The 22,913-nt window shown below is 57.0% G+C and carries 19 protein-coding genes; 9 read left to right on the top strand and 10 right to left on the bottom strand.

What is annotated here, in order from left to right; genetic code table 11:
- Window positions 1–316 precede the first annotated feature (316 nt).
- The 4 genes from AC1D2N_RS34065 to AC1D2N_RS34050 form a co-directional block, all read right to left on the bottom strand.
- A complete protein-coding gene (locus AC1D2N_RS34065) occupies window positions 317–2,509 on the bottom strand; it encodes a xanthine dehydrogenase family protein molybdopterin-binding subunit (protein ID WP_018517558.1) in 2,193 nt (730 codons plus the stop codon).
- A gap of 15 nt (window positions 2,510–2,524) precedes the next feature.
- Entirely contained in the window at window positions 2,525–3,517 is a 993-nt protein-coding gene (locus AC1D2N_RS34060; RefSeq protein ID WP_018517559.1) for an FAD binding domain-containing protein, read from the bottom strand.
- Window positions 3,504–4,256, bottom strand: coding sequence for a 2Fe-2S iron-sulfur cluster-binding protein (locus AC1D2N_RS34055; RefSeq protein ID WP_477982855.1), 753 nt, complete (start codon window positions 4,254–4,256; stop codon window positions 3,504–3,506). The genes AC1D2N_RS34060 and AC1D2N_RS34055 overlap by 14 nt, the downstream gene beginning before the upstream one ends.
- Before the next feature lie 460 nt (window positions 4,257–4,716).
- The gene (locus tag AC1D2N_RS34050; RefSeq protein WP_026242440.1) at window positions 4,717–5,613 is read right to left on the bottom strand and encodes a LysR family transcriptional regulator; all 897 of its coding nucleotides are present in this window, start codon (window positions 5,611–5,613) and stop codon (window positions 4,717–4,719) included.
- A gap of 560 nt (window positions 5,614–6,173) precedes the next feature.
- Between AC1D2N_RS34050 and AC1D2N_RS34045 the strand changes: the two genes are divergently transcribed.
- Both AC1D2N_RS34045 and AC1D2N_RS34040 read left to right on the top strand, forming a co-directional pair.
- Complete coding sequence (locus tag AC1D2N_RS34045) at window positions 6,174–7,271, top strand: alpha/beta hydrolase (protein ID WP_018517562.1); 1,098 nt, start codon at window positions 6,174–6,176, stop codon at window positions 7,269–7,271.
- Window positions 7,272–7,493: 222 nt separating this feature from the next.
- Window positions 7,494–9,098: a tannase/feruloyl esterase family alpha/beta hydrolase gene (locus AC1D2N_RS34040; protein WP_130747926.1), complete on the top strand. Its 1,605-nt coding sequence runs from the start codon at window positions 7,494–7,496 to the stop codon at window positions 9,096–9,098.
- A 196-nt stretch (window positions 9,099–9,294) separates the two neighbouring features.
- On the opposite strand, the gene AC1D2N_RS34035 is transcribed toward AC1D2N_RS34040, so the two are convergent.
- Both AC1D2N_RS34035 and AC1D2N_RS34030 read right to left on the bottom strand, forming a co-directional pair.
- Window positions 9,295–10,209, bottom strand: coding sequence for an aldo/keto reductase (locus AC1D2N_RS34035; RefSeq protein ID WP_026242441.1), 915 nt, complete (start codon window positions 10,207–10,209; stop codon window positions 9,295–9,297).
- A 75-nt stretch (window positions 10,210–10,284) separates the two neighbouring features.
- The gene (locus AC1D2N_RS34030) at window positions 10,285–11,277 is read right to left on the bottom strand and encodes an MBL fold metallo-hydrolase (RefSeq protein WP_026242442.1); all 993 of its coding nucleotides are present in this window, start codon (window positions 11,275–11,277) and stop codon (window positions 10,285–10,287) included.
- Between the two features lie 101 nt (window positions 11,278–11,378).
- On the opposite strand from AC1D2N_RS34030, the gene AC1D2N_RS34025 reads away from it, so the two are divergent.
- On the top strand, window positions 11,379–12,317 hold the full coding sequence (locus tag AC1D2N_RS34025; RefSeq protein WP_080646157.1) for a LysR family transcriptional regulator: 939 nt from the start codon (window positions 11,379–11,381) through the stop codon (window positions 12,315–12,317).
- Between the two features lie 93 nt (window positions 12,318–12,410).
- On the opposite strand, the gene AC1D2N_RS34020 is transcribed toward AC1D2N_RS34025, so the two are convergent.
- The 4 genes from AC1D2N_RS34020 to AC1D2N_RS34005 form a co-directional block, all read right to left on the bottom strand.
- Window positions 12,411–12,821 (bottom strand): cyclophilin-like fold protein, encoded by a 411-nt coding sequence (locus tag AC1D2N_RS34020; protein WP_018517567.1) that lies wholly within the window; start codon window positions 12,819–12,821, stop codon window positions 12,411–12,413.
- Window positions 12,822–13,632: 811 nt separating this feature from the next.
- Window positions 13,633–14,235 carry a cysteine hydrolase family protein gene (locus AC1D2N_RS34015; protein WP_018517568.1) on the bottom strand — a complete coding sequence of 201 codons (603 nt, stop codon included), beginning with the start codon at window positions 14,233–14,235 and terminating at the stop codon, window positions 13,633–13,635.
- 266 nt (window positions 14,236–14,501) lie between these two features.
- Window positions 14,502–15,248 (bottom strand): SDR family NAD(P)-dependent oxidoreductase, encoded by a 747-nt coding sequence (locus AC1D2N_RS34010; RefSeq protein WP_032990427.1) that lies wholly within the window; start codon window positions 15,246–15,248, stop codon window positions 14,502–14,504.
- Between the two features lie 412 nt (window positions 15,249–15,660).
- Window positions 15,661–16,608 carry a LysR family transcriptional regulator gene (locus AC1D2N_RS34005; RefSeq protein WP_018517570.1) on the bottom strand — a complete coding sequence of 316 codons (948 nt, stop codon included), beginning with the start codon at window positions 16,606–16,608 and terminating at the stop codon, window positions 15,661–15,663.
- A 29-nt stretch (window positions 16,609–16,637) separates the two neighbouring features.
- On the opposite strand from AC1D2N_RS34005, the gene AC1D2N_RS34000 reads away from it, so the two are divergent.
- The 6 genes from AC1D2N_RS34000 to moaA all read left to right on the top strand — a co-directional run.
- Window positions 16,638–16,961: a hypothetical protein gene (locus tag AC1D2N_RS34000; RefSeq protein WP_018517571.1), complete on the top strand. Its 324-nt coding sequence runs from the start codon at window positions 16,638–16,640 to the stop codon at window positions 16,959–16,961.
- Window positions 16,962–17,329: 368 nt separating this feature from the next.
- Entirely contained in the window at window positions 17,330–17,968 is a 639-nt protein-coding gene (gene paoA / locus AC1D2N_RS33995) for an aldehyde dehydrogenase iron-sulfur subunit PaoA (protein ID WP_032990432.1), read from the top strand.
- Window positions 17,965–18,915 (top strand): FAD binding domain-containing protein, encoded by a 951-nt coding sequence (locus AC1D2N_RS33990; RefSeq protein WP_018517573.1) that lies wholly within the window; start codon window positions 17,965–17,967, stop codon window positions 18,913–18,915. Before paoA ends, AC1D2N_RS33990 begins: the two co-directional genes overlap by 4 nt.
- 4 nt (window positions 18,916–18,919) lie before the next feature.
- Entirely contained in the window at window positions 18,920–21,115 is a 2,196-nt protein-coding gene (paoC, locus tag AC1D2N_RS33985; protein WP_018517574.1) for an aldehyde oxidoreductase molybdenum-binding subunit PaoC, read from the top strand.
- Between the two features lie 60 nt (window positions 21,116–21,175).
- Window positions 21,176–22,105, top strand: coding sequence for an XdhC family protein (locus AC1D2N_RS33980; RefSeq protein ID WP_018517575.1), 930 nt, complete (start codon window positions 21,176–21,178; stop codon window positions 22,103–22,105).
- A gap of 74 nt (window positions 22,106–22,179) precedes the next feature.
- On the top strand, window positions 22,180–22,913 hold a 734-nt coding region (moaA, locus tag AC1D2N_RS33975; RefSeq protein ID WP_477982852.1), incomplete at its 3' end, for a GTP 3',8-cyclase MoaA.

Below are 22,913 nucleotides of genomic sequence, written 5' to 3'. Positions count from 1 at the left end.
GAAAACGAAGTCCCAATGGCATGGCGCTATTCAATTCAGCCACCCACAGCAACGGCGCTTACAGCCCCAGATCGACGCGCCGTGGCTTGCTGAATTGAATGTTCTTGTTGGACGCAGACCATCGGACACATCGTGGCTTATGATTTTCGTTGGGCAGGGAGTTCCAACAAGACGGCTTTGGTTTCAGGCTAGACATCACTGGCCTGAAACATGCTTTGCGGGGCGGGACGTTCTCTCCTGTGCTGATCGTATTCGATCGATCATTTTGAGAGGGACGCCGCGGGATCTTGACGCCACACGGCTTTGACTTGACGTGCTACAAAAGCTTGTCGGGGGTGATCGGGAGGTCCCGGATGCGCCTTCCTGTCGCATGGAACACTGCATTCGCGATGGCAGCGGGGATGCCAACCATCCCGAGTTCGCCCATACCCTTCACACCCAGAGGATTGACGATCATGTCCTCTTCCTCCACGAAGATTGTCTCGATTGAGTGGACGTCAGCGTTTACTGGCACATGGTAGTGTTGAAGGTTTGCGTTCATGATGCGACCGTAGCGGTGGTCCAGTTCGGTCGCCTCTTCCAACGCCATTCCAATCCCCCATACGACACCGCCAATTTCCTGGCTGTGGGATGCGAGTGGATTGAGAATCTTGCCACATGCAGCGACCGCAATCACGCGAGTAACCTTGACAGTGCCCAGATTGGGATCGACCTTCACTTCTACGAACTGCGCACCATGGGCGAGGGAGGTGTAATTCTCTCGTTCACGCGATGGCTCGGCGTCATAGTTCTCGGTGATCTCGTCGATGCCTGCCCGGTGCATTGTCTCGCGGATTTCGACGTATCGGGATGGGTCGCTCTTTTGCCTGACGCGACCGTCAAGCATTTCTACGTCGGCCGCGACTAAACCCTGCAAGGGGGAGCCAGGCTCGCGATTTGCGAGATCGAGAAGCCTTGCTGTTATGGCGAGTGCACCTCCATGAATTGCCGAGCCGACACTCGACGTCGTCCAGGAGCCGCCTTGTGCGGGTGCTCGAGGCATCTGGGTATCACCGAGTTCAAACGTTACCTGTTCCAAGCCAAGACCTAGATATTCGGCGGCAATCATGGTCATGACGGTATAGGTGCCGGGCCCGATATCGCTCGCAGCGCTCGCAACACTGGCAGTACCTTCTGCTCTGTAGGTTACGCGCGCGCTTGCCGGCTGTTGTGCGGCGCCCCATACCGCCGACGCCATTCCCCAGCCAACCAGTAGAGGGCCATCGCGCATGGAGCGCGGTTCAGGATTGCGGTCTGCCCACCCAAATTTTTCAGCGCCAAGTTGGTAGCACTCGCGAAGAGCCTTGCTGGAGAATGGCTTGCCGGTTTCGGGATCGACGTCTGCGTAGTTGATAAATCTCAGTTCTAGGGGATCGATGTTAACTGCGTAGGCCAATTCATCCATCGCGCTTTCCAAGGCAAACATACCGCTCACGGCGCCTGGTGCCCGCATCCACGTTGGCGTGGCAAGGTCGGTCCGTGCGACTTTCAATGGATTTGAAATATGCGTGCACGCGTACATCTGCCGGGTTACGCCGGTCGTGGCGTCCGAGAAGTCCTCGAAAGACGACGTGTTGTGATAAGCCTCGTGAATTATTGCTTCGAGCTTGCCGTCTTCGTCCGCACCCAATGTGACCTTCTGGAACGTAGAGGGGCGATATCCGTGTCCGGTAAACATCTGGGCACGGGTAAAGGCGATCTTGACTGGACGCCTCAACTCCCGCGCCGCCATGGCTGTCAGTGATGGATAGTAGTTTGGTTTCAGCGACGCGCCGAACGCACCACCGACGAATGGCGAGATGACACGAATGTGTTCCGTAGGCACGCCAAGTCCTTCGGCGAGATGGTTCCGCACGCCATACACTTCCTGGGTTTTGTCGAAAATCGTCAGTCGATCTCCCTCCCAAAATGCGATGGCGGCATGCGGCTCGATCGGATTATGGTGCTCGATCGGTATTCGGTACTCAGCCTCGATTTTCACAGGAGCGGTCTTCATTGCAGCGTCCGGACTACCTTTGGCGCGTCTGCTCGCCGTGCGGGGATCAGGTTCGGCACGGTCCAGGACCCTGTACAGGTCTGTTTCGTGAGGTTCGGGCTCGTACGAAACCTTGACGAGACGGGAAGCATAGCGCGCTTGTTCGTAGGTTTCGGCAACGACCAGCGCGATCGGCTGGTTGTTGAAGAAGATCCTGTCGGACTGCAATGGCCAAGCCCATTGCGGCGGCCCGCCAGGCGATTGAGCTGGGCCTAAGCGGCCGGCGTTGAGATGGGTAAAGACTTGGATCACGCCGTCGGCCGCCTGTGCCGCCTGCGTATCGATAGCCGAAATACGACCCCTTGCGATGCTGCTCATAACGAGAAAGCCATAGGCAAGATGCGGGACTTGGAATTCAGCCGCGTACTTCGCTCTCCCGGTGACCTTGGCAATTCCGTCGACGCGAGGCGTCTCTTTTCCCAGGTGACGTGTCATGAGTTCTCCTCACGCTCAGGCAAAATGCGCGGCGCGCATCAGCGCGCGCGCGACCGCACGCTGGCCAAGCTCAACTTTATAGGCGTTGTGCTTCAATGGACGGGCATTCTGGAACGCCGCCAAGGACGCACGCTGGAACAGCGCCGGGTCGAGCCGCTGCCCGACGAGAAGGGCCTCTGTTTCCACGGCGCGCCAAGGCATGTGAGCAACACTGCCAAGAACCACGCGTGCTTGTCGGATGGTGTCGCCATCAATGTCCAAAGCGGCTGCGACGGCAACCATAGCAAAGGCGTATGAGGCCCGGTCCCGAACCTTCAGGTAATAGGAATGACCTGAAAAGGCTGCGGCTGAGACCGGCAGCTCAATGGCAACGATCAGTTCGCCTTGTCTTAGATTTGTGTCTTGCTCCGGGGTTTCCCCTGGCAGACGATGGAAATCGGCAATCGGGACCTGGCGCTCACCGCCGTTCGGTTCGCGTAGCCGAACGATTGCGTTGAGGGCGTGCAAGGCATTTGCCATATCGCCTGGATAGGTGGCGACACAGGATTCGCTCCAGCCGAAGATAGCGTGGATCTTATTCAAGCCCTCCCGCGCGCCGCATCCGCTCCCGGGATCGCGCTTGTTGCAGGGCATTGCCGTATCGTAGAAGTAATTACAGCGGGTTCGCTGGAGCAGATTGCCACCATTGGTCGCCATATTGCGCAGTTGGCCCGAGGCCCCAGCGAGGATTGCTTGCGTCAGGAGTGGATAATTTTCACGAACCAGCGGGTGGTTCGCAGTCTCCGTGTTGGTTGCCAGAGCGCCTAGGGAGAGGCCGGAATGGATCCGTTGGATCTGCTTCAATGGCAGGCCAGAAATATCGACCACACGAGCTGGGCGTTCGACGTCCTCCTTCATAAGATCCAGCAGATTTGTTCCGCCAGCCATGAACTTCGCATTGGAGGTGATTGCTGTGAGGTCTGCCAGCGAGCTTGTGTTATCCACGCGAACATATTCAAACGGTCTCATGGCCGGTCTCCTTTGTTGCGCTTGCAAATCTTGTTTGCGGGGCAAATTCCCAGAGCTGAGCGGCTCGACGGCCAGAATGAACCTCCTGGACCGCAGCAACGATTCCAGGGTAAGCCCCGCATCGGCAGATATTCCCACTCACGCGCTCACGGATCTCATCATCCGAAAGACGCGAGGCTGGGATGGCGACATTCTCGGTGACGTGGCTGACGTGACCACGCTGCGCCTCTGCCAGCATGCCAACGGCCGAACAAATCTGGCCAGGTGTGCAATAGCCGCATTGGAATGCGTCATGCTTGATGAAAGCTGCCTGGACGGGATGCAACTGATCTTTCTGAGCAATGCCTTCGATCGTGGTGACACTTCGACCCTCCAGACCCGCGGTGAGCGTCAGACACGATAGGACCCGCTGGCCGTCAACGAGAACCGTACAAGCTCCACATTGGCCCTGATCGCATCCCTTCTTCGTGCCTGTCAACGCAAGGCCTTCGCGCAGTGCATCGACCAGAACAACCCTTGGATCGACGTTCATTGTTTGCGAACCGCCATTGAGGTTGAACGTGACCTGCACGACGTGCTGCCCCGTGACCGGAGCAGATGCTGCATGCGCGGGAAATTCAACCTGAGCCAGCGCTTGCTCAGTGGCCAGAAGATCAGCGGCGAAGACACCAAGACTACCCGCTGCGGTATGCACCAAGAAGTCTCGACGTGACTGCAACAGGACGGCCAATTCAGGCATGTCGGTCACCAGTAAGCGCTCGTCCTCGCTCAAGTCCTCCACTTTGCTGTTGCCGCAGGGACCGGCCATCTGGTTTCCTTTCGAAACATTTGTAGCGTTTGAAGAACGTGCCGAAATCGCGACGTCAGTGCGTCAAAGCGACGCCATCGAAGGGTCGTGCATGAATTTGCGTAAGAGCGGCGTGACAGGCCTCGCCACACCGCCAAGGCTCTTGGCGAATGGCATACAAGCTAGGGTGAGCCGAGGCGCGGAACTAGGGGCGGTTTCCGTTTGCCGTTATGCACAGGATGATAAATGGAAAGCGCTCGATGGTAACGTCGCCATGGCGTTATTATCGGCCCTCAGCCCTCAGCCCTCAGCCCTCAGCCCTCAGCCCTCAGCCCTCAGCCCTCAGGCCATAGGCATCGCAGCTTATCTGGGCTTGCAGTCCCGTCAAATTAGTGGGTGACCTTTCGGAAAATCAGCCCGGCTTGTAGCGAAGAGCATCGACAATCACGGACAATGCGGGGCTCATCTGCCGGCGGTTAGGGTAGTAGATAAAGTATCCTTCGAAGAGCGGGCACCAGTCGCCGAGAACAAGGATCAGTCGACCTTGCGCAATGTGCTCGGCGACAAGGCTTTCAGGAACATAAGCTAAGCCGTACCCGTTCAGCGCGGCATCGATCATCGAGGGAGAATGATTGAAGGTGAGGGTACCATTGACGCGAACCCGCGTTTGGCGACCGTCCTTCTCGAATTCCCAAGCGTAAAGACCGCCCGAAGAACTCTGGCGTGAATTGATGCAACATTGATCCATCAGGTGCTCTGGCTGGGTCGGGCGGGGATAGCGTTCGAAGTAGTCAGGAGACCCCACGACCACGAGACGCCAATCTCCGCCTATCCGGACAGCGATCATGTCCTTGTCCAGGCGTTCACCTAATCTTACCCCGGCGTCGAAGCGCTCCTCTATTATGTTGCTGATCCCGTTGTCGCAGAAGAACTCGACATTGATATCGGGATACTCCTTGAGAACATTTCGAAGCTTTGGCCAAACAACACTCTCCAGCGCGTAGTCCCCAAGATTTATGCGAACTGTTCCGGAAGGTATGTCTCGAAAGCGCATCAAATCTGCGACATCTGCACTCAGCTCATCGAGCCTCGGCCGGATAGCCTGCAGGAATTTTTCACCTACATCTGTCGGAGCAACGTTTCGAGTGGTCCGAGTCAATAGCCGCAGCCCAACGCGCTCTTCCAAACGCCGGATCGCATGGCTTACGGCTGACTGGGAAACACCCAACATGGCTGCGGCGCGCGTGAAGCTTCGCTCCTCGGCTACGACTGTAAACCAAAAGAGCTCGTTGTAGTCCTCGTTGCGCATTTGTTGCCTTCTAAAAAGCTTGTTCATGAATTCATTGAGGCAATCAGCCCCAAATTTCTTGCGATAGCAAAAATCCGGCACGGCTGCGGCCAAGCTCTCGATGTTTTGAACGCGGCGCGGGGAACCTGCTCAGGGTGCGTGCTAAGCAAGAGTTGACGCGTGATTAATTCCTCAGTGAATAAATGTTAGCAGGATTGCCCATCTAATCAATGGATCGTGTGTTCGCTATATAGTCTCTATGGACACATCGGAACCGCTGATCGCAATCGAGGCGTTATTGCCTTACAAGAGGAGAGGGCGACGCAACGCTCTTCATCGTCCTGCGGACGGCATGCGCGCCCGTGGGAAAGCGGCAGCAAGATCGTTTCCATGTCCGGTCTCTATACCGCCATCGCAGGCCTGATGTCGGTTTTCCCTTCGGCAGCACAGCTGGCGGAAAGCCGCCCAAGACGGCGGGCATGCGGTGAGCGACAATGCTGGCCCAACCGCCCATAACAGATGTTTTGAACCGTGTTTGCGCAATCCCTGATTGTGCAAACACGAATGACAAGGAGACTAATATGAGCGAGAACGACCCCCAAAACGTCCCGTCGCAGGACGCTAAATTTTTGTCAGTCGACCGGCGGAGCCTGCTGAAGCTCACCGGCCTGACCGCCGCTGCCATTGGAGTAATTTCGATGTCGGATATGACGACAGAGGCGCAAGCCGCGGAGACGTGGGACAAGACCTTCCCGAAAAGTGACAAAGTTGACCACCAAAAAGTGTCATTCATGAACAAGCTCGGCATTTTGCTTGTAGCCGACGTCTATGTGCCAAAGAGCCTTGATCGTTCGCAACGCCATGCCGCGTTGGTTGTCGGTCATCCTTATGGCGGGGTCAAAGAGCAAACATCCGGCCTTTACGCGCAGACCATGGCGGAGCGCGGTTTTGTTACGATAGCGCACGACGCCTCTTACAACGGCGAGAGCGGCGGCCAGCCGCATTTCACCGCCTCGGCGGAAGCTTTTGTCGAAGACTTTCTGGCAGCCGTCGACTATCTCGGTCAGCAACCTTTCGTGGATCGCGAACGCATCGGCATCATCGGCGTATGCGGCAGCGGAGGCTTCAGCCTGGCTGCGGCCGAGATCGACCCCCGCATTAAAGCTGTCGCAACCGTGAGCATGTACGACATTGGACAAGGTCAACGCCAGGGGCTGGCAGAAAATCTCGATCTCGACGCACTCAAGTCGCAGCTGAAGGAAATTTCTGTTCAGCGTTGGGCCGAGGTCGATGGTGCAGAACGAATGATGGCGGTCGGGACCCCCGAGGTGGTTACTGCAGACTCGAATCCAATCGCGCGCGAGTTCTTTGACTACTACCGCACACCGCGCGGCCAGCATCCACGATCGACGACAGCCATGGCGCGCACGAGCAATGCACCGATGACCCTGTTCTGGTCGTTTGACAAACTGGCCTGGATCTCGCCCCGTCCCCTTCTCTTCGTGACGGGTGATCATGCCCATTCGCGCGTTTTCAGTGAACAAGCCTACGCGAAGGCATCAGAACCTAAAGAGCTCCATGTCGTAGACAATGCCGGACACGTGGATCTCTACGACAGGGTCAACTTGATCCCGTGGGATAAGTTGCAGGGATTTTTCGACCAGCATCTGTCTGCATAGCGCAGAGCCTTCTTGGCGCGACCGAGATCCCCTCGGCCGCGCCAACCTTACCACTGCTGCGCAACTACCGCGCGGCAGTGTTAAGCTTGGTCCTCCCCCTCAATGTGTTGCGCAAGCCGAATGWTTGAACATCCAGATCACAAAATCACAACGACGTAAAAGCGGTGACCAGTGAACCAATGTAATGCAAAACGTGTCGCTTTTTCGTTGGGAGCTCTCCTAATGGCTCTCGCGCCGGCTCATGCGGAAGATCGAATTGGGGCCGAGATCGCGCCTCGGCCAGTTGCATGCGCCGCTCTCTCTCAGGCGACCCTTCCCAACGCAAGCATCGAGCTGGCAGAGTGGCATCGACCGCAGGTGCTTGCACCGGATGGCACTTCAGCAATAACCGGCTCTACGAACAAAAACAGCCAAGTTGGCGCGCTATGTTTAGTTCGGGGTGTGATCAACGCGCGCGCAGGAGTGAGCGGCAAGGGATACGGAATAGGGTTTGAGCTGCGTCTTCCGGAGGCGTGGAACAGCAAATTCCTGTTTCAAGGTGGTGGTGGAACGGACGGCTTCTTAGCCCCGGCACTGGGCAGTATTCCCTTTCAGGGCTCCACTGCGGCGCCTGCGCTCGTCCGTGGTTATGCCGTGGTCAGTCAAGACGGCGGCCACCAGGCTACTGACACCAGTTTTGCACAGGACCAACAGGCACGCCTTGACTATGCCTACGGGTCAACAGGCCAGGTCACGAGCGTTGCAAAGCAATTGATCAACCTCTTTTACGGCGCGCATCCGCGCAAATCCTATTTCATGGGCTGCTCAAACGGCGGCCGCGAAGCAATGATGGCGGCGCAGCGCTATCCGACAGAATTTGATGGCATCGTCGCGGGCAATCCTGGGTTCCGGCTGTCATACGCCGCCGTCGGCGAAGCATGGGACAGTCAGCAATTCATGCGGGTCGCGCCGGTAAATGCGTTGGGCGAGAAAATCGTCGCCAATGCCTTTACGCCGCGCGAGCTCGACCTTGTTAGTCAGGCGATCACCCAACAATGTGACGGATGGGATGGTTTGAAAGACGGTGTCATCAATGGTTGGGAGCAATGCGATTTCAGGCCTGTTACGTTACAATGTCAGCCAGGATCGACGAAGGAGTGTTTGACGGAGGCGAAAGTCGGCGTCTTGCAGACGGTGTTTGCCGGAGCCAAGAACAGCCGGGGCGAGAATGTCTATGCCAGTTGGCCTTGGGACGCAGCAATCAACACGCCAGGCTGGCGCATGTGGAAATTGGGGACCTCGCAGACCGGAAAGCCCAATGCCATCGCCTTCACAATGGGAGCTGCTGCCCTTCGCGACTATTTCATGACGCCCTACAATCCGGATTTTGACGTTTTGGCTTTCGACTTCGATCATGATGTTGCGAGGATCAGTCAGACCGCTGCAATTAATGACGCTGATGCCACTTTCCTTACGACTTATGCGCAGTTGGGAGGGAAGTTGTTGATCGTCCAGGGCGTGTCAGATCCTGTATTTTCTGCAAATGACATTCGTGATTGGTATCGTCGGCTTCAGCGAGACATGGGCGCTCAGACCTCAAACTTTGCTCGTCTGTTCATGGTACCGGGCATGACGCATTGCGGTGGGGGGTCTGCACTGGAAGATATTGACCCTCTATCGGCACTGGAGGAGTGGACTGACCGAGGCGTCGCCCCAGCGCAGATGATTGGCAAGGGCGTGCTTCTTGGGGACACAAGACAGCGCTCCCAACCGATTTGTGCCTATCCACAGACGGCCATCTACAAAGGCGGCGACGAACGGTCTGCGGCGAGCTTCATTTGCCACTGAGCCGTTTCCGACAATGGTCCGCCCCCTGATCAGGCACTTTCCACGCCGGCGATCCCCATGTGTCAATTTTGGAAATCGGGGATATTTGCGTCGCCGATCGCAAGTGGGATAGCGGCGACGCAGTTCGCTCAACCACTGAGCGGGGGATAGGCATGTCCACGAACACCGAGCGACCGCGTCAGGGCCATGCGCTCTTCTAGTCGGTGTGCGTAGGATCTCCAATCGACCATGCAATGCCATCGCCTCGATCCATCGCTTTCAGCGAAGCGAGGTCTGCCGCATCGATAACGAATCCGCCGAGATCGATGTTTTGCCGCATACGCTCGGGATTGAGACTCTTTGGCAGAACGGCATAACCGTTCTGCACCCCCCAACGCAAAAGCAGCTGAGCTTCGGTGACACCGTACTTTGCAGCCATCGCGGCAAGGACGCCATCGCTGATCTTCATCGCCTCGGTCTTGGCGCTGTCTTGGCCTGGCTGCGCCCGCCAGGTCGATAGCGGCGCGAGACTGCTATAGGCGATCGGTGCGATGCCATTTTCTTTCATGTAGGCGAGGAGTTCCGGTTTTTGCGACCAGGGATGGAGCTCGATCTGGTTGGCGTCCGGCAGGGGAAGACCGGCGGCCTTGATCTCCTCAAGGTGCTTTTCGCTATAGTTGCTAACACCAATGCTTCGGGCCTTGCCAAGGCGCTTGATCTCCAGGAGCCCGCGCCATTGGTTCAACCGCTCGGCGCCGCCATGCGGAGCATGTATCAGATAGAGATCGACGTAGTCGAGGCCAAGTCGTTCCAAACTGCCGTTGAAGGCGGCAACGGTCTCTTCTTCGTTCTTCAGTTTCTGACCCCAGGCCGCGTGGCCTTGCCAGAGTTTGGTGGTCACGAAAATGTCTTCGCGGGCGAGTCCTGCCTCGGCGATGCCGGCACGGATGCCGGCGCCCACCGATTCTTCGTTTTCGTAGACTTCGGCCGTATCAATGTGACGATACCCGTTTAAGATCGCAGCGCGCACGGCTTCCTTGGCGTCCTCCTGGGAAATCAGGTAAGTCCCAAAGCCCACGGCGGGAATTGCGGTTTCACGGTTTAGAGGGAACGTTTGTTGAAAGACTGTCATGGCGAGTTCCAAACTTCTTTGCTAGAGAGCCGAAGATTTCAGGGTCTTCGGTGTGTGAGCTGAATTGACAGCGCATTATGCGCGGTAGTCGTACGGTGCTGCGACGAAGCGATAGGCTCCATTGTCGCGCTCGACAAAGCCAAAGCCGGGGAAATCAAGATGCATCCCCGCCACCATCATGTCGTCCGCGGTAACCATGTCCAGGATGGCCTTCCGGGTTTGCGCTGCTTTGGCCTGATCGGCATCAAGGGCGAAGGACCAATCCGGTCGAGTAAACTGGAAGGCTGTACCGTGAATGATATCGCCCCAGATCAACAAGCTCTCTTTGCCGCTGTCGATACGCAGGCCGAGATGCCCAGGTGTGTGGCCCGGCAAGGCGACGGTGGTCAGCCCAGGCGCGATCTCAGCGCCCGGTTGGATCAACAATTTCACTCCGTCATAGGGCTTCACCATCGCGCGCGAGACATCCCAATAGGCCTGGAAGTCCTTGCTCTGCTGCGCGTAGATCGCATCGTCATGGACGAATTTCCATTCGGCTTCCGACACGACGAGCGGCGCATTCGGCAGAACCTTGTAGCCTGTTGAAGGGTCGGTCAGGCCGCCGACATGATCGACGTGAATATGCGTCGCGAACATTGTATCGACCTGCTCGGGGGCAACGCCGATTGCGGACAAAGCGCGCGCCCAACCGCCCACCGTGGGCCCCATTGCCGCCGGAGCGCCGGCGTCCACGGCAACGATCCGGTCCTTCGTCTTGATGAGATAGGCATTGATGCCGATGCTGAACGTGGCCGGATCAAAAGATTTGTGCGCTAACTTGGCTGCAGCTTCGCCCGCTTTCACCTCGAAGGACGGAAACATCCCATTGGGAAAAGTTCCATATCCGTCCATGAGGGCAAAAACTTCGATCTCACCGATCCTGCGCCGCATGACCATCGGGCTTTGGATTGGCTTGGCGGCCGCGTCCTGGGCAGATGCAGTACCACTTAATCGCAATACGGAGGGCGCCGTCAGCGCAGCAGGAACCAACGCCGCCACGCTGAGGAATTTTCTTCGGTTGACTGTCATTGATCGCAATCCCTTGTACGTCGATGAATTTGGCTATAACTAGCGCTATGAGAACTGGATGGACATTCCCGAAGCGTTTATGGAAGGCATAAGGTATACTTATGGATAATATTTCTGGCCTTCGATCTCTTATGGCCGCCGCGCAAGACGGATCGCTTTCTGCCGCGGCACGACGTTTGAACATTACACAGCCCGCTGTCAGCCAGCAGATTGCCGCGTTGGAACAGCTCTATGGCGTCGAACTCGTGGTGCGAGGACGCAACGGCGTAAGATTGACCGAGGCAGGCCAGATTGCCGCAACACATGCGGAGCAGGTACTTGCTCAATTAGCTCAAATGAATGAGGCCATGTTCGCCTTGCAGTCTTCGGAGGAGGGCCGCCTGAGCGTGGCATGTCCTTCGTTGATCGCTCAAACTGTTCTTGTGCCGGTTCTCGCAGATTTGCGGCGCATTTACCCGAAGCTCAGGATTGACCTGAAGGCGAGCGATCAAATTCAGGATTTTGCCAAGAACCCCTATGATCTGGAGATCCGAGCTTGTCGTATTGGCCCAGCCGAAGGCTCCATACGAAAGCTTGCAGAGATTGAGCAAGTGCTTATCGCGTCGCCTGCCTATTTGGATCGGACAGGCCGCCCGAAGAATTTGGACGACCTCGCTAAGCTGGACTATGTTCAATACAAAGACGACCCGGATGAAAAGTTCCTGCCGCTCGCCAATGGGGGCCAAGCGCCGATTACCATAGCGTTTGCCGCGCAAATGCCCGATCTGATGCTTCACGCCGTACAAAACCAACTCGGCATAGCCGCCCTTCCTCGGTTCTTCGTACACACTCAACTCGAGGCAGGAGTCATCGAAGAAGTCCTTCCGGCATATCCCATCGCCACCAAGCAACTCTTCCTCGTGCGTGCACCCGGCACCCTTGGCAAGAGCCGTCGCGTCGCGATTTTCACGGACCGCTTGGTGGCTGAATTGGCGGCAGCACCAGGCTTCCAGCTGGTGTCGGGGCTCAGAGGGGCGATTCCAGTCCCATCGCTAGGCTGAAGGCTGGAATGGGAGAACAGACCTCTGCGACGGCCTCCGGGCGCGGTCAGGCTGCTTTTCGATTTTGCGCCGAAGTATGCTCCGCACAACCCGCTATTTGGCCAACTCGATCTTCACTGTAACAGACCCGGGCCGATCAAATATGGACACATCGCCTGTCACCTTTCCCAGGATGACGATCCCGGGCTGCGGGACTTGTCCATCCCGATAGTAGATCACGAAATCGCCAGAACTCCATAGGCCAAGAGTGCCCGCTGAAAAATCGCGCTGACGCGAGGCTGCAGGCAGCGGCGAAGGCAAATTGCCCGTCTTTTCTTGCCGCAGGTGGTCGTCCATCTCGATCGTCAATGGCAACATTTGTACCAGAGCTTTCGCCGCACTATTGGTCGCCAACTCGGCAGTGACCTGCCCCCAATTCGACGAGATCACGATACGTTGTTCTGCCGCTGCAGGTCCGCCCAGTCCGACGGCGATGAGAAGTGCCCCCAATGTTATACGCGACATATTCACTATCCTCTCTCATGAATCTGCGGAAACATCCGCCGGCTCAGACACGCCTTGGTTTTCAGATTGTAGGGGCTGACGAGCATGTGTCGGCTCTCCAGATGTAAGTCAGAATCATCGACAAGGAACGAAGCTCAAACGAAATGCTGGCGAGGATCGCTCTGGCCGGCGCCTTTGACGCCCAACCAACTCATGCGCATCGCTCCACAAAAGGTCTCACTCGTTGCTGCGCCCTGTTGACCGTAGTTGGTTAAACTATAGGGGAAGCAAACGCGGCAGATTAGGCCATCCATTTTGCTCGTTGTTATGAGACCTGCTCATGAGTGGCTGTCTTGATTTGCGATGCCGAGTTGGCGCCCTGTCTATGGTCTAAGCCTGATTACCCCTGTGGTTGGGCAGGCAGATGTCGCCTTGCTGCCGGTTGATTGCGTCAGTCACTCAGCCGCACTCTTGGTGAAGCGATTGTGCCACGAAGCTGGCAAGCGGTTCCTTCCGCTGCGTGCCGCAAGTCTGGCGAGCTTTCTGGCTTGGATGTCATTACGCAATCTGGGACGTGATGTTGACGAAGGCACTGGACGCTGCCTGCAACCTCACCCGACCAATTGCTACTGCGCTGACGACCAGAGGTTTTTTTGGGGCCCAGAAGGTAGTGTGAGGGTCCGCCGACCATCACCGCAAGACCAAGGGTCTGAGATTTTCCCCGGATGGCATATAGATCCTGCCAGACCGGTGCTGAGATGCATGAACGTACCGGACCGATGGCAACGGCTCTTCGACGAAAGGCACCGCAGGAGGTAGTCACGCGCATCGTTTAGCTATCCAGTCCGGCAAGAAATTCCTGATGCGTCATTGGCCGGGAGAACATGGGAAAGGTTTTGGTTGTGGCAAGCCTCTGCTCTTCCTCGCTCAAAGTCGCTGTGCAATCCGTGAGCGTGATCACATTAAAACCGCGTTCGTAAGCGGAGCGCATAGTCGATTCGACACAGCAATTTGTAAGAAACCCGGCGAGCGCAACGTTCTCGACACCCCGCGCCCGGAGGATGAAATCCAGATTGGTACTGGCAAAGCAATCCAGTCCCCGTTTGCCTTCAATCACAATATCGCTTTCCTGGGGCTGCAATTCTTCGATGATCTCAGCACCCCAAGTTCCTTTTCGAAATGCTTGGGAACTGACAACGCCGGCAAGGATGCCGTAAGGCTCCGCAGGAACTTCCGGATAACCCTCGGCAAACGAAATCGGCGCCAACATGATGGAAACACCGCGCGAGCGCGCCTGCTCGACCAGATGCAGGCTGTTTGGCAACATTGCGGACTTTTCCATTACGCCTTTAACGGCAGCATGCTGCGCACCGCCCTCTTTCACGAAATCGTTTTGATACTCGATCAGAACGAGTGCGGTTTTTTTGGAATCCATACCAAGTCTCCATTTCTGATTTGGTCACCGAAAACACCGAGACACGGCGAAGCGTGGACCTCGTGACATTGCCGATCAATCCCGAGGGGTGTCCTCAGCTGAAGAAACCAGATCGGTTATTTGTGATCGGCACCGCGCGTGACAGCAGACACCATAGGAGCAACCAAGCGATCGTGCACGATGAAATGGTTCAAATGAGTGTGAGGCGTCAACCAGGAAGTGTGAAGCCACGTTTAAGCGTCATGTCGAAGCCTCATTATTTTCCATCAGTGGAATGTTCGGCCGCCATCAACTGCCAACGTAGCTCCGGTGACATAGGATGAATCAGGCGATGTCAGAAACAGCATTGCTCTAGCGATTTCAGCGGGATCGGCGATTCGCTTCAAGGCATAGTTACCGACATTCGTACGGAAGCCATCAGCCATCGGCGTATCGACCATGCCGGGACAAACGCAATTGACGCGGATAGCCGGCGCCAGATCCGCAGCCAGGGCTTTGGTTAGCGCAATCACACCACCTTTCGAGGCTGCATATGCGGCCAACCCAGGTGCATTGGGGAGCAAACCTGCACCAGATGCTATGTTGACAACCGTCGATATCTCATTGCGTCTCAGCCATGGCAGGCACGCTTGGATGACAAAGAAACTTCCCGACAGATTTACATCGAGCACCTGACGCCAGATTTTCGGAGTGATCTCAGCCGTCGGACCGGTCATCATGATACCAGCCGCGTTGATCACCCCGTCAATTCCGCCGATTTTCTCGGCGGCCTGATTGATCGCAGCTGTGACTTGGTCTTCTTTGGTAATGTCAACTTCGGCAATGACGCCGTCTCGGCCACCAAAGGTGGTTTCCAATGCACCAGCGTTTCGATCCAAAAGGATCACCTTTGCGCCTTCCTCCATGAAGAGGCTCGCCGTGACGCGCCCAATTCCCGAGGCGGCGCCCGTAATGACAATTCGCCGCCCTACAAGGCGCTGGTTACTGGAAGGGGTCAAGGAGATATCAGACATCGGTCGTCGTTCCGTCTTTCGAATGCTATTGTTCCGGTAGTGTCGCGTCGGGATCTTGGTTTGATATGCCACCAGCCTTCGCGGTATTGAATGTGCCGATCCTACCCTGGACAGCCATCCCGGGCTGACGAGCAGCCACTCGCATTGGATCAGACACGCTTTTAAGAAGCGAGATGGAATCAAGCTTTGTCGGTGGGTGGTATAAGCGGAGATTCTACCCTACGCGGAAGCCCATTTCGAAACAGGGAACTGGTCTCGACAAAGTTATGCGCGGTGATCGGCGAAGCTAAAATTGCGCCGCGACAATTTGCAGGCTTTGACCCAACTAGCGAGGATTTTGGATGGCGGCGGGTAAAAGGATCAGGTCATCATCTTGAAGCCGCCTTAACCTGGCGTGACGAAGCTAACGACTTCACATCAACTGAACATTTTCGCACTGGCGCGATATTTCCGTACCGACAGACCGCACGTCTTCGAGAAGGTCGCGGTGGGCGGGCTGCATCTCGTAGCCCTCGCGCATAAACAAGGCGATACTTCGTTTCAGATGTGGTGATGAAATTGGCAGACAGTCCAGCGAACCTTCGCGAATTTCAGCCAAAGCGGCGTGGCGGGGGAGCAGGGCGAGGCTGTCGCTGCTTGCTACAAGGGATTTCAGCATCGAGATGGAAGACGATACCGTATTTGAGACAGGGTATGAAAGGCCCTCATTCTTCAGAACGTCTTCAAGCAGCGTGTTGTATCGTCCAGCCGGTGGCGATACCCATGGGAAGGCGACCAAGTCTGCCCAACTGAGCTCAGGCTTCGGAAACAAAGGGTGCCCTGTACGGGCAATGACGTGCAAACATTCCCGGAAGAGCACGCGTTGCTTCAGTCCGCTTAACACATCATAGCTGTCCGTAACGCCCACCATGAAATCAAGCTCTCGTCCAAGCAGCGCATGCAACAGTTCAATCTGCACCCTCTGGATGATCTGCAGGCTCTCGTTCGGATATTTGGCGCGCCAACGTCCGACTGCCTTGGGTATGACGGTGACTGACAGGCTTGGAAGCGCACCAAAGCGAATCGCGTTGTCCTGTCGACTGCGACGATCTACCATGTGACGCTCAAGCAACTTGAGTTCGTCCCTGATCAGTCGGGCGTGAGCGTAAATCAGGTCACCGAAGCGCGTTGGCGCGACACCTGATGGTCCGCGTTCCAATAGCCTTTGTCCGACATCTGCCTCCAGCCGGCTCATAGAGGCGGACAAGGCTGGTTGAGAGATATCGAGAAACTTTGCTGCCTTCTTCAAGCTGCCGTGCTCGATGATGGTAACGAAATATATCAGTTTTCTCGGGTCTAGCTCAAGATTTCCCAGATGCAATTGCCATCCTCACTGAATAAGAAACGGCCATGGCCGAGCACGGACGGGTCACTTCAACTATGCTGGACTTTGCGTTTCGCATTGCTGTCTTCGATCGGATGCAAGATTGCGAAAACGGGCACGTTCGCGAACATGATGAAAGCATGATAGCCGACATCTCACGTCCAATGTCGATGTACGCTAAAGCGGGCAGGGGTCCCCTAAGCAAGACATCCCATTATCCGCGTGCCGGCACCAATGTCGAAATGGGGGCTGCCATGACTCAAATTGGGGTCGTTATCGCACGAAGTGCCAACGGTTTGAGCCGTGAGGCGTTGGTCAAGACATTCATCAGACATCCTCCCGCTGCATGAACACCGTCTCCCTCGGCACCATACTTTGAAGCGCAATCGTTGCATAGGTTTGGTCCCATGTCATTTCCCATGTTCAACTCCGGCTCGCGGGCAATAGGACAGGCTTATATCCCAGGCATTCGAATCGCTGATCGCGCTTTGGGATGCTTAAACACCGGCGTTATCGTGCAAGAGGAACCGGCAAATAGAACGAACGCTCAGAGGTTTTATGCCGGCACCAAGCGTGACCGCGATCGCAATTCATGAATCAAATCGATAACGGCAAGAAGCAAAACGCACCTAATCATTGCGATGGGCAGCATTAACTTCGAGTCCACGAGCGGTCGATCCGTGCCGAATACCGTTGAACATACGAAATGGAGCCGGAGATGCAAAATCCCATCCACCTTGAAATATCCCGCCGCAACTTACTAATCTCGTCGGCCGCCTCGGCTGCCGTCGCTGGTGCGGCAACAGGACAAGTGGCTGCGCAAGAGGCGAGGGATTCAATGCAATTCATGTCGAAAGTGACGCTTACTGTAAACGGCGAGAGCCGCAGCCTGGATGTCGACAATCGAACGACACTGCTCGATGCATTGCGCGAGCATCTGCACCTGACCGGTACGAAGAAGGGCTGCGATCACGGCCAATGCGGCGCCTGCACAGTGATGGTTGATGGTCGTCGCGTCAATTCCTGTCTTTCCCTCGCCGTCATGCACGAGGGCGACCAAGTGACGACCATTGAGGGCCTTGGAAAGCCGGGTGCGCTTCATCCCATGCAGGCAGCATTTGTCAAGCATGACGGGTTTCAGTGCGGGTACTGTACGCCCGGACAAATCTGTTCCTCCGTGGCGGTGCTTGAGGAAATCAGAGCGAATATACCAAGCCACGTCACCGGCGACCTCATGACCCAAACTGCGGTCACTCCGGCCGAAATTCGCGAGCGGATGAGCGGCAATATCTGTCGCTGCGGCGCATATTCCAACATCATCGATGCCATCGTTGAAGCCGCGGGGACAAAAACATGAGACCCTTTACATACGAACGCGCCTCCTCTGTAGAAGCCGCAGCCAAGGCCGCCGCTTCAAATTCAGGTGCGAAATTCATTGCCGGCGGCACGAACTTGCTTGATTTGATGAAGCTGGAGATAGAGACGCCGACCCATCTGATCGACGTCAACGGTCTGGGCCTGGATACGATCGATGCGACACCAGAGGGTGGACTTCGAATCGGCGCTCTCGTGCGAAATACGGATCTCGCCGCGCATGCGATTGTGCGCCGTGACTACGGGCTCTTGTCCAGGGCACTTGTCGCTGGAGCCTCCGGCCAGTTGCGCAACAAGGCTACAACGGCCGGCAACCTGTTGCAGCGGACCCGCTGTCCCTATTTCTATGATACCAATCAGCCGTGCAACAAACGACAGCCCGGAAGCGGTTGCTCTGCTATTGGCGGATTTTCGCGTCAGCATGCCGTTGTTGGTGTGAGTGACAGCTGCATCGCAACTCATCCAAGCGATATGGCCGTTGCCATGCGAACGCTTGATGCGGTGGCGGAGACCGTCAAAGCCGACGGTAGCCGCCGCTCGATTCCGATTGCAGACCTCCATCGCCTGCCCGGCAATACGCCTCAAATCGAAACCGGCTTAGAGAGCGGCGAATTCATTACAGCTGTCGTACTTCCTCCGCCGATCGGTGGAAAACACATTTATCGCAAGGTCCGTGACCGCGCCTCCTATGCATTCGCCATTATTTCGGTAGGGGCGGTCTTGCAGCCCGACGGGACGGGTTGTGTCGCCATAGGCGGCATTGCCCATAAACCTTGGCGCGTCGCGGCTGCTGATGCCGCACTGCAAAACAGCGCCCGGGAGGCCGCGGGTGCATTGCTCGTCGATGCCCGCCCGACGGATGCAAACCGGTTCAAGATCGATCTGGTCGAGCGCACGCTCGGCGCAGTTATCGCCGAAGCAAGGGGTTAAGCTTATGCAGTTCGATTCACCAGCACTCAACAATCCGATCGACCGCATGACGGTCGTTGGTCAGCCGATCCTGCGCATCGACGGCCAGTTGAAGACGACCGGGCGGGCAATCTACGCCTACGAATGGCATGATGCGAATTCGCCCTACGCCTATGGGTACCCCTTGGGCGCTGCTATTGCCAAGGGCCGCATCAAGTCCATGGACGTCACAGCCGCCAAGGATGCGCCCGGCGTGCTGGATGTAGTGACCACGCTTGATGTCGGCGAGCGCAAGAGGGGCAAGTTCAACACGGCCAATCTGTTTGGTGGCGATCGGGTCCAGCACTATCACCAGGCAATCGCCGTTGTTGTCGCTGAAAGCTTTGAGCAGGCCCGCGCTGCCACTGCCCTCATTAAAGTCGACTACGCGGAAGAGAAGGGTATCTTCGACCTCCACCAGGCGATGGAGACGGCTGTTAAGCCGGAATCGGGCGACCCGGACTCAAAGGCCGGAGATTTCGACGCTGCTTTTAAGGCGGCTGCGGTGACCTTGGAGGAATCCTACTCCACCCCAGACCAATCCCACGCCATGATGGAACCGCACGCATCGATCGCGGTCTGGGACGGGGATGATCTAACTCTCTGGACGTCGAGCCAAATGATCGATTGGTGGCGCTCTGATCTTGCGACGACCTTGGACGTGGACAAGGAAAGAATTCACGTGATGTCGCCGTTCATCGGCGGCGGCTTTGGCGGCAAGCTGTTTTTGCGCGCCGATGCGGTCCTGGCCGCATTTGCCGCAAAAGCCGTGAAGCGGCCTGTTAAAGTCGCGCTCCCGCGCCATTTGATGATGAACAACACGACCCATCGACCAGCCACCGTCCAGAGGTTGCGCATCGGCGCCGAACACGACGGCAAGATCACGGCGATTGCACATGAGAGCTGGTCGGGTGACCAGAAGGGCGGCCAGCCCGAGGCCGCCGTCATGCAGACGCGATTGCTTTACGCGGGAAAAAACCGAATGACGGCAATGCGTCTTGCGACGCTCGATCTTCCAGAGGGTAATGCCATGCGCGCGCCAGGGGAGGCCCCTGGCCTGATGGCGCTCGAAATCGCAATGGACGAGATGGCAGAGAAGCTGAACATCGATCCAGTAGAATTTCGGATACTCAACGATACGCAGGTTGATCCTGAGAAGGTCGAGCGCCAGTTTTCTCACCGCAATCTCAACGGCTGTCTGAAACTTGGTGCAGAGCGCTTTGGTTGGAGTGCAAGGGGCCGCCCCGGCTCCCGGCGAGAAGGCAACTGGCTGATCGGCATGGGCGTGGCAACGGCTTTCCGAAACAACATCCACCTGCCCTCAGGGGCGCGCGTTCGTCTTAACGCAGACGGCATTGTGACTGTCGAGACGGACATGACCGACATCGGAACGGGAAGCTATACAATCATTGCGCAGACAGCCGCCGAGATGATGGGTCTGACTATCGACAGAGTGGAGGTCCAGTTGGGCGACTCCCGGTTTCCCGTATCCGCCGGCTCCGGCGGACAATTTGGTGCCAACTGTTCGACATCGGGCGTCTACGCAGCCTGCGTCAAACTCCGCGATGCCATTTCCCAGAAGCTCGGCTTCAACTCGGAGGACACGGTCTTTGAAAACGGCCAGGTTCGCTCGGGGAATCGATCTGTATCCTTAGCCGATGCCGCCGGTTCTGAGCGCTTGGTCGGAGAGGATACAATCGAGTGGGGTGATGTTACTGAAACGCAGCAGCAGTCGACGTTCGGAGCACATTTCGTCGAAGTCGGCGTCGATGTTGCGACCGGCGAAAGTCGTATCCGCCGTATGCTGGCAGTCTGTGCGGCCGGACGTATTCTCAACCCGGTCACTGCCCGCAGTCAGGTCATTGGGGCGATGACAATGGGAGCGGGCGGGGCGCTTTCTGAGGAATTGGCCGTCGACACCCGCCGTGGCTTCTTCGTCAACCATGACCTGGCTGGCTATGAGGTTGCTGTCCACGCAGACATTCCGCACCAAGAGGTTATCTTCATGGATGAGACAGACCCGATGTCGTCACCAATGAAAGCAAAAGGCGTCGGCGAGCTTGGCTTGTGTGGCGTTTCGGCCGCGATCGCCAACGCCATCTTCAATGCCACCGGCGTTCGGGTTCGGCACTATCCAATCACACTCGACAAGCTGCTTGGCGGGCTACCGAGCGCTGCTTGATAATCAGAATTGTGGTGGCTGGAATGATGGATCCGCCGCCAGTTACCAGGGAATTGGCCTTTGAATAACTTCTCATCCTTGCTTGCCTTGCCAACACCGGCAAGAGCGCATGCGACCGACGATCCCGTCGAAGTCTTAAGGTTCGCGGTGGAAGCCTTCGCTCAAGGCAGTGTCGCCATCGCAACGCTGGTAGAAATTCGCGGCGGCGCGGCGCGCTCGCTTGGCTCGCACGTCGTGGTTAGTGCTGACGGTCGCTACTGCGGCTATGTTTCCGGCGGATGCGTGGAAGCCGCCGTGGCGGCAGAGGCGTTGCTGGCGCTGGAAGAGAGATGCGATCGCACCGTGATGTTTGGTGAGGGGTCGCCCTTCATCGATATTGTGCTGCCTTGCGGCGGCGGAATCACGGTTGCAATCCACCTCCTCAGGAAGATCACTGCTATCGAGCATGTGCTTGATACTCTAAAGCAACGTCGTCCAGCTGCATTGCGGTATTCCTTTGTGACCCAATCGCTCGAGCCTGCCGAGCCGGTCACGCGGGCCGGCTGGCAAAATGGCAGCTTCGTGACGGTATATCGTCCGACGACGCGCGTGGTCCTTTCAGGGCAGACCGTCGAGGCACAGACCGTGGCGCGTGTGGCAGAGGTAGCGGGTTACGACGTGGTGGTGTGGCATCCGAGGGAGGTCGCCTTATCAGGCAGTCAAATAATCGATCCCTTTACCGCGGTTATTCTGCTTCATCACGACCTGGACCAGGAAGCGGCGACGCTTCACGTGGCGCTGAGATCCGGGGCCTTCTATATTGGTGCGTTAGGCAGCACTCGGACGCACAAACGTCGGGAAGATCAATTGATAAAATCCGGTTTCTCCGAGATCGATCTCTCGCGTATCAAGGCGCCGATTGGTGTTTTCGGTCCGACGCGGGACGCGTCGTCGCTGGCGCTGTCTGTTCTGGCTGACGTGGCCGCGACCCGGCTCATGGTTTATGCATGACGAGTACGGCAGAGAGTCGGGTCCTTGGGTGGGCAGATAACGCAGGCTACGTCGCGCTTAGTGCCACGACACCGATGATCGACCCCTTCGGGCGGGCGGTCACCTATCTCCGTGTCTCCGTCACCGACCGCTGCGATTTCCGCTGCACCTATTGCATGGCGGAGAACATGACCTTCCTGCCGAAGAAGGATCTCTTGACGCTGGAAGAGCTCGACCGGCTCTGTTCCGCCTTCATTGCCAAGGGTGTCAGCAAGATCAGGCTGACTGGCGGCGAACCTTTGGTGCGCAAGAACATCATGTATCTGGTGCGCCAACTCGGCCAGAAAATCGGTTCCGGCCTCGATGAGCTGACGCTGACGACCAATGGCTCGCAGCTTTCCCGCCATGCCGAGGAGCTTTATGATTGCGGCGTACGCCGCATCAATGTTTCACTCGACACGCTCGATCCCGACAAGTTCCGCAAGATCACCCGCTGGGGCGATTTCGCAAAGGTCATGGAAGGCATCGATGCCGCTCAGAAAGCCGGGCTGAAGGTCAAGCTCAACGCCGTGGCGCTGAAGGATTTCAACGATGCCGAGATGCCGGAGCTTCTGCGCTTCGCCCACGGCCGCGGYATGGATTTGACCGTCATCGARACCATGCCGATGGGYGAGATYGAAGAAGACCGCACCGACCAGTATCTGCCGCTTTCGAAACTGCGCGCCGATCTCGAAGACCAGTTCACCCTTGTCGACATCGATTACCAGACTGGCGGCCCGGCGCGTTACGTCAGGGTCGAGGAAACCGGCGGCCGCCTCGGCTTCATCAC

It is taken from the genome of Rhizobium sp. P1_B8 (assembly GCF_056406515.1).
The sequence above is the reverse complement of the archived record's forward strand: the minus strand, read 5'-3'. Positions and strand labels throughout refer to the sequence as shown.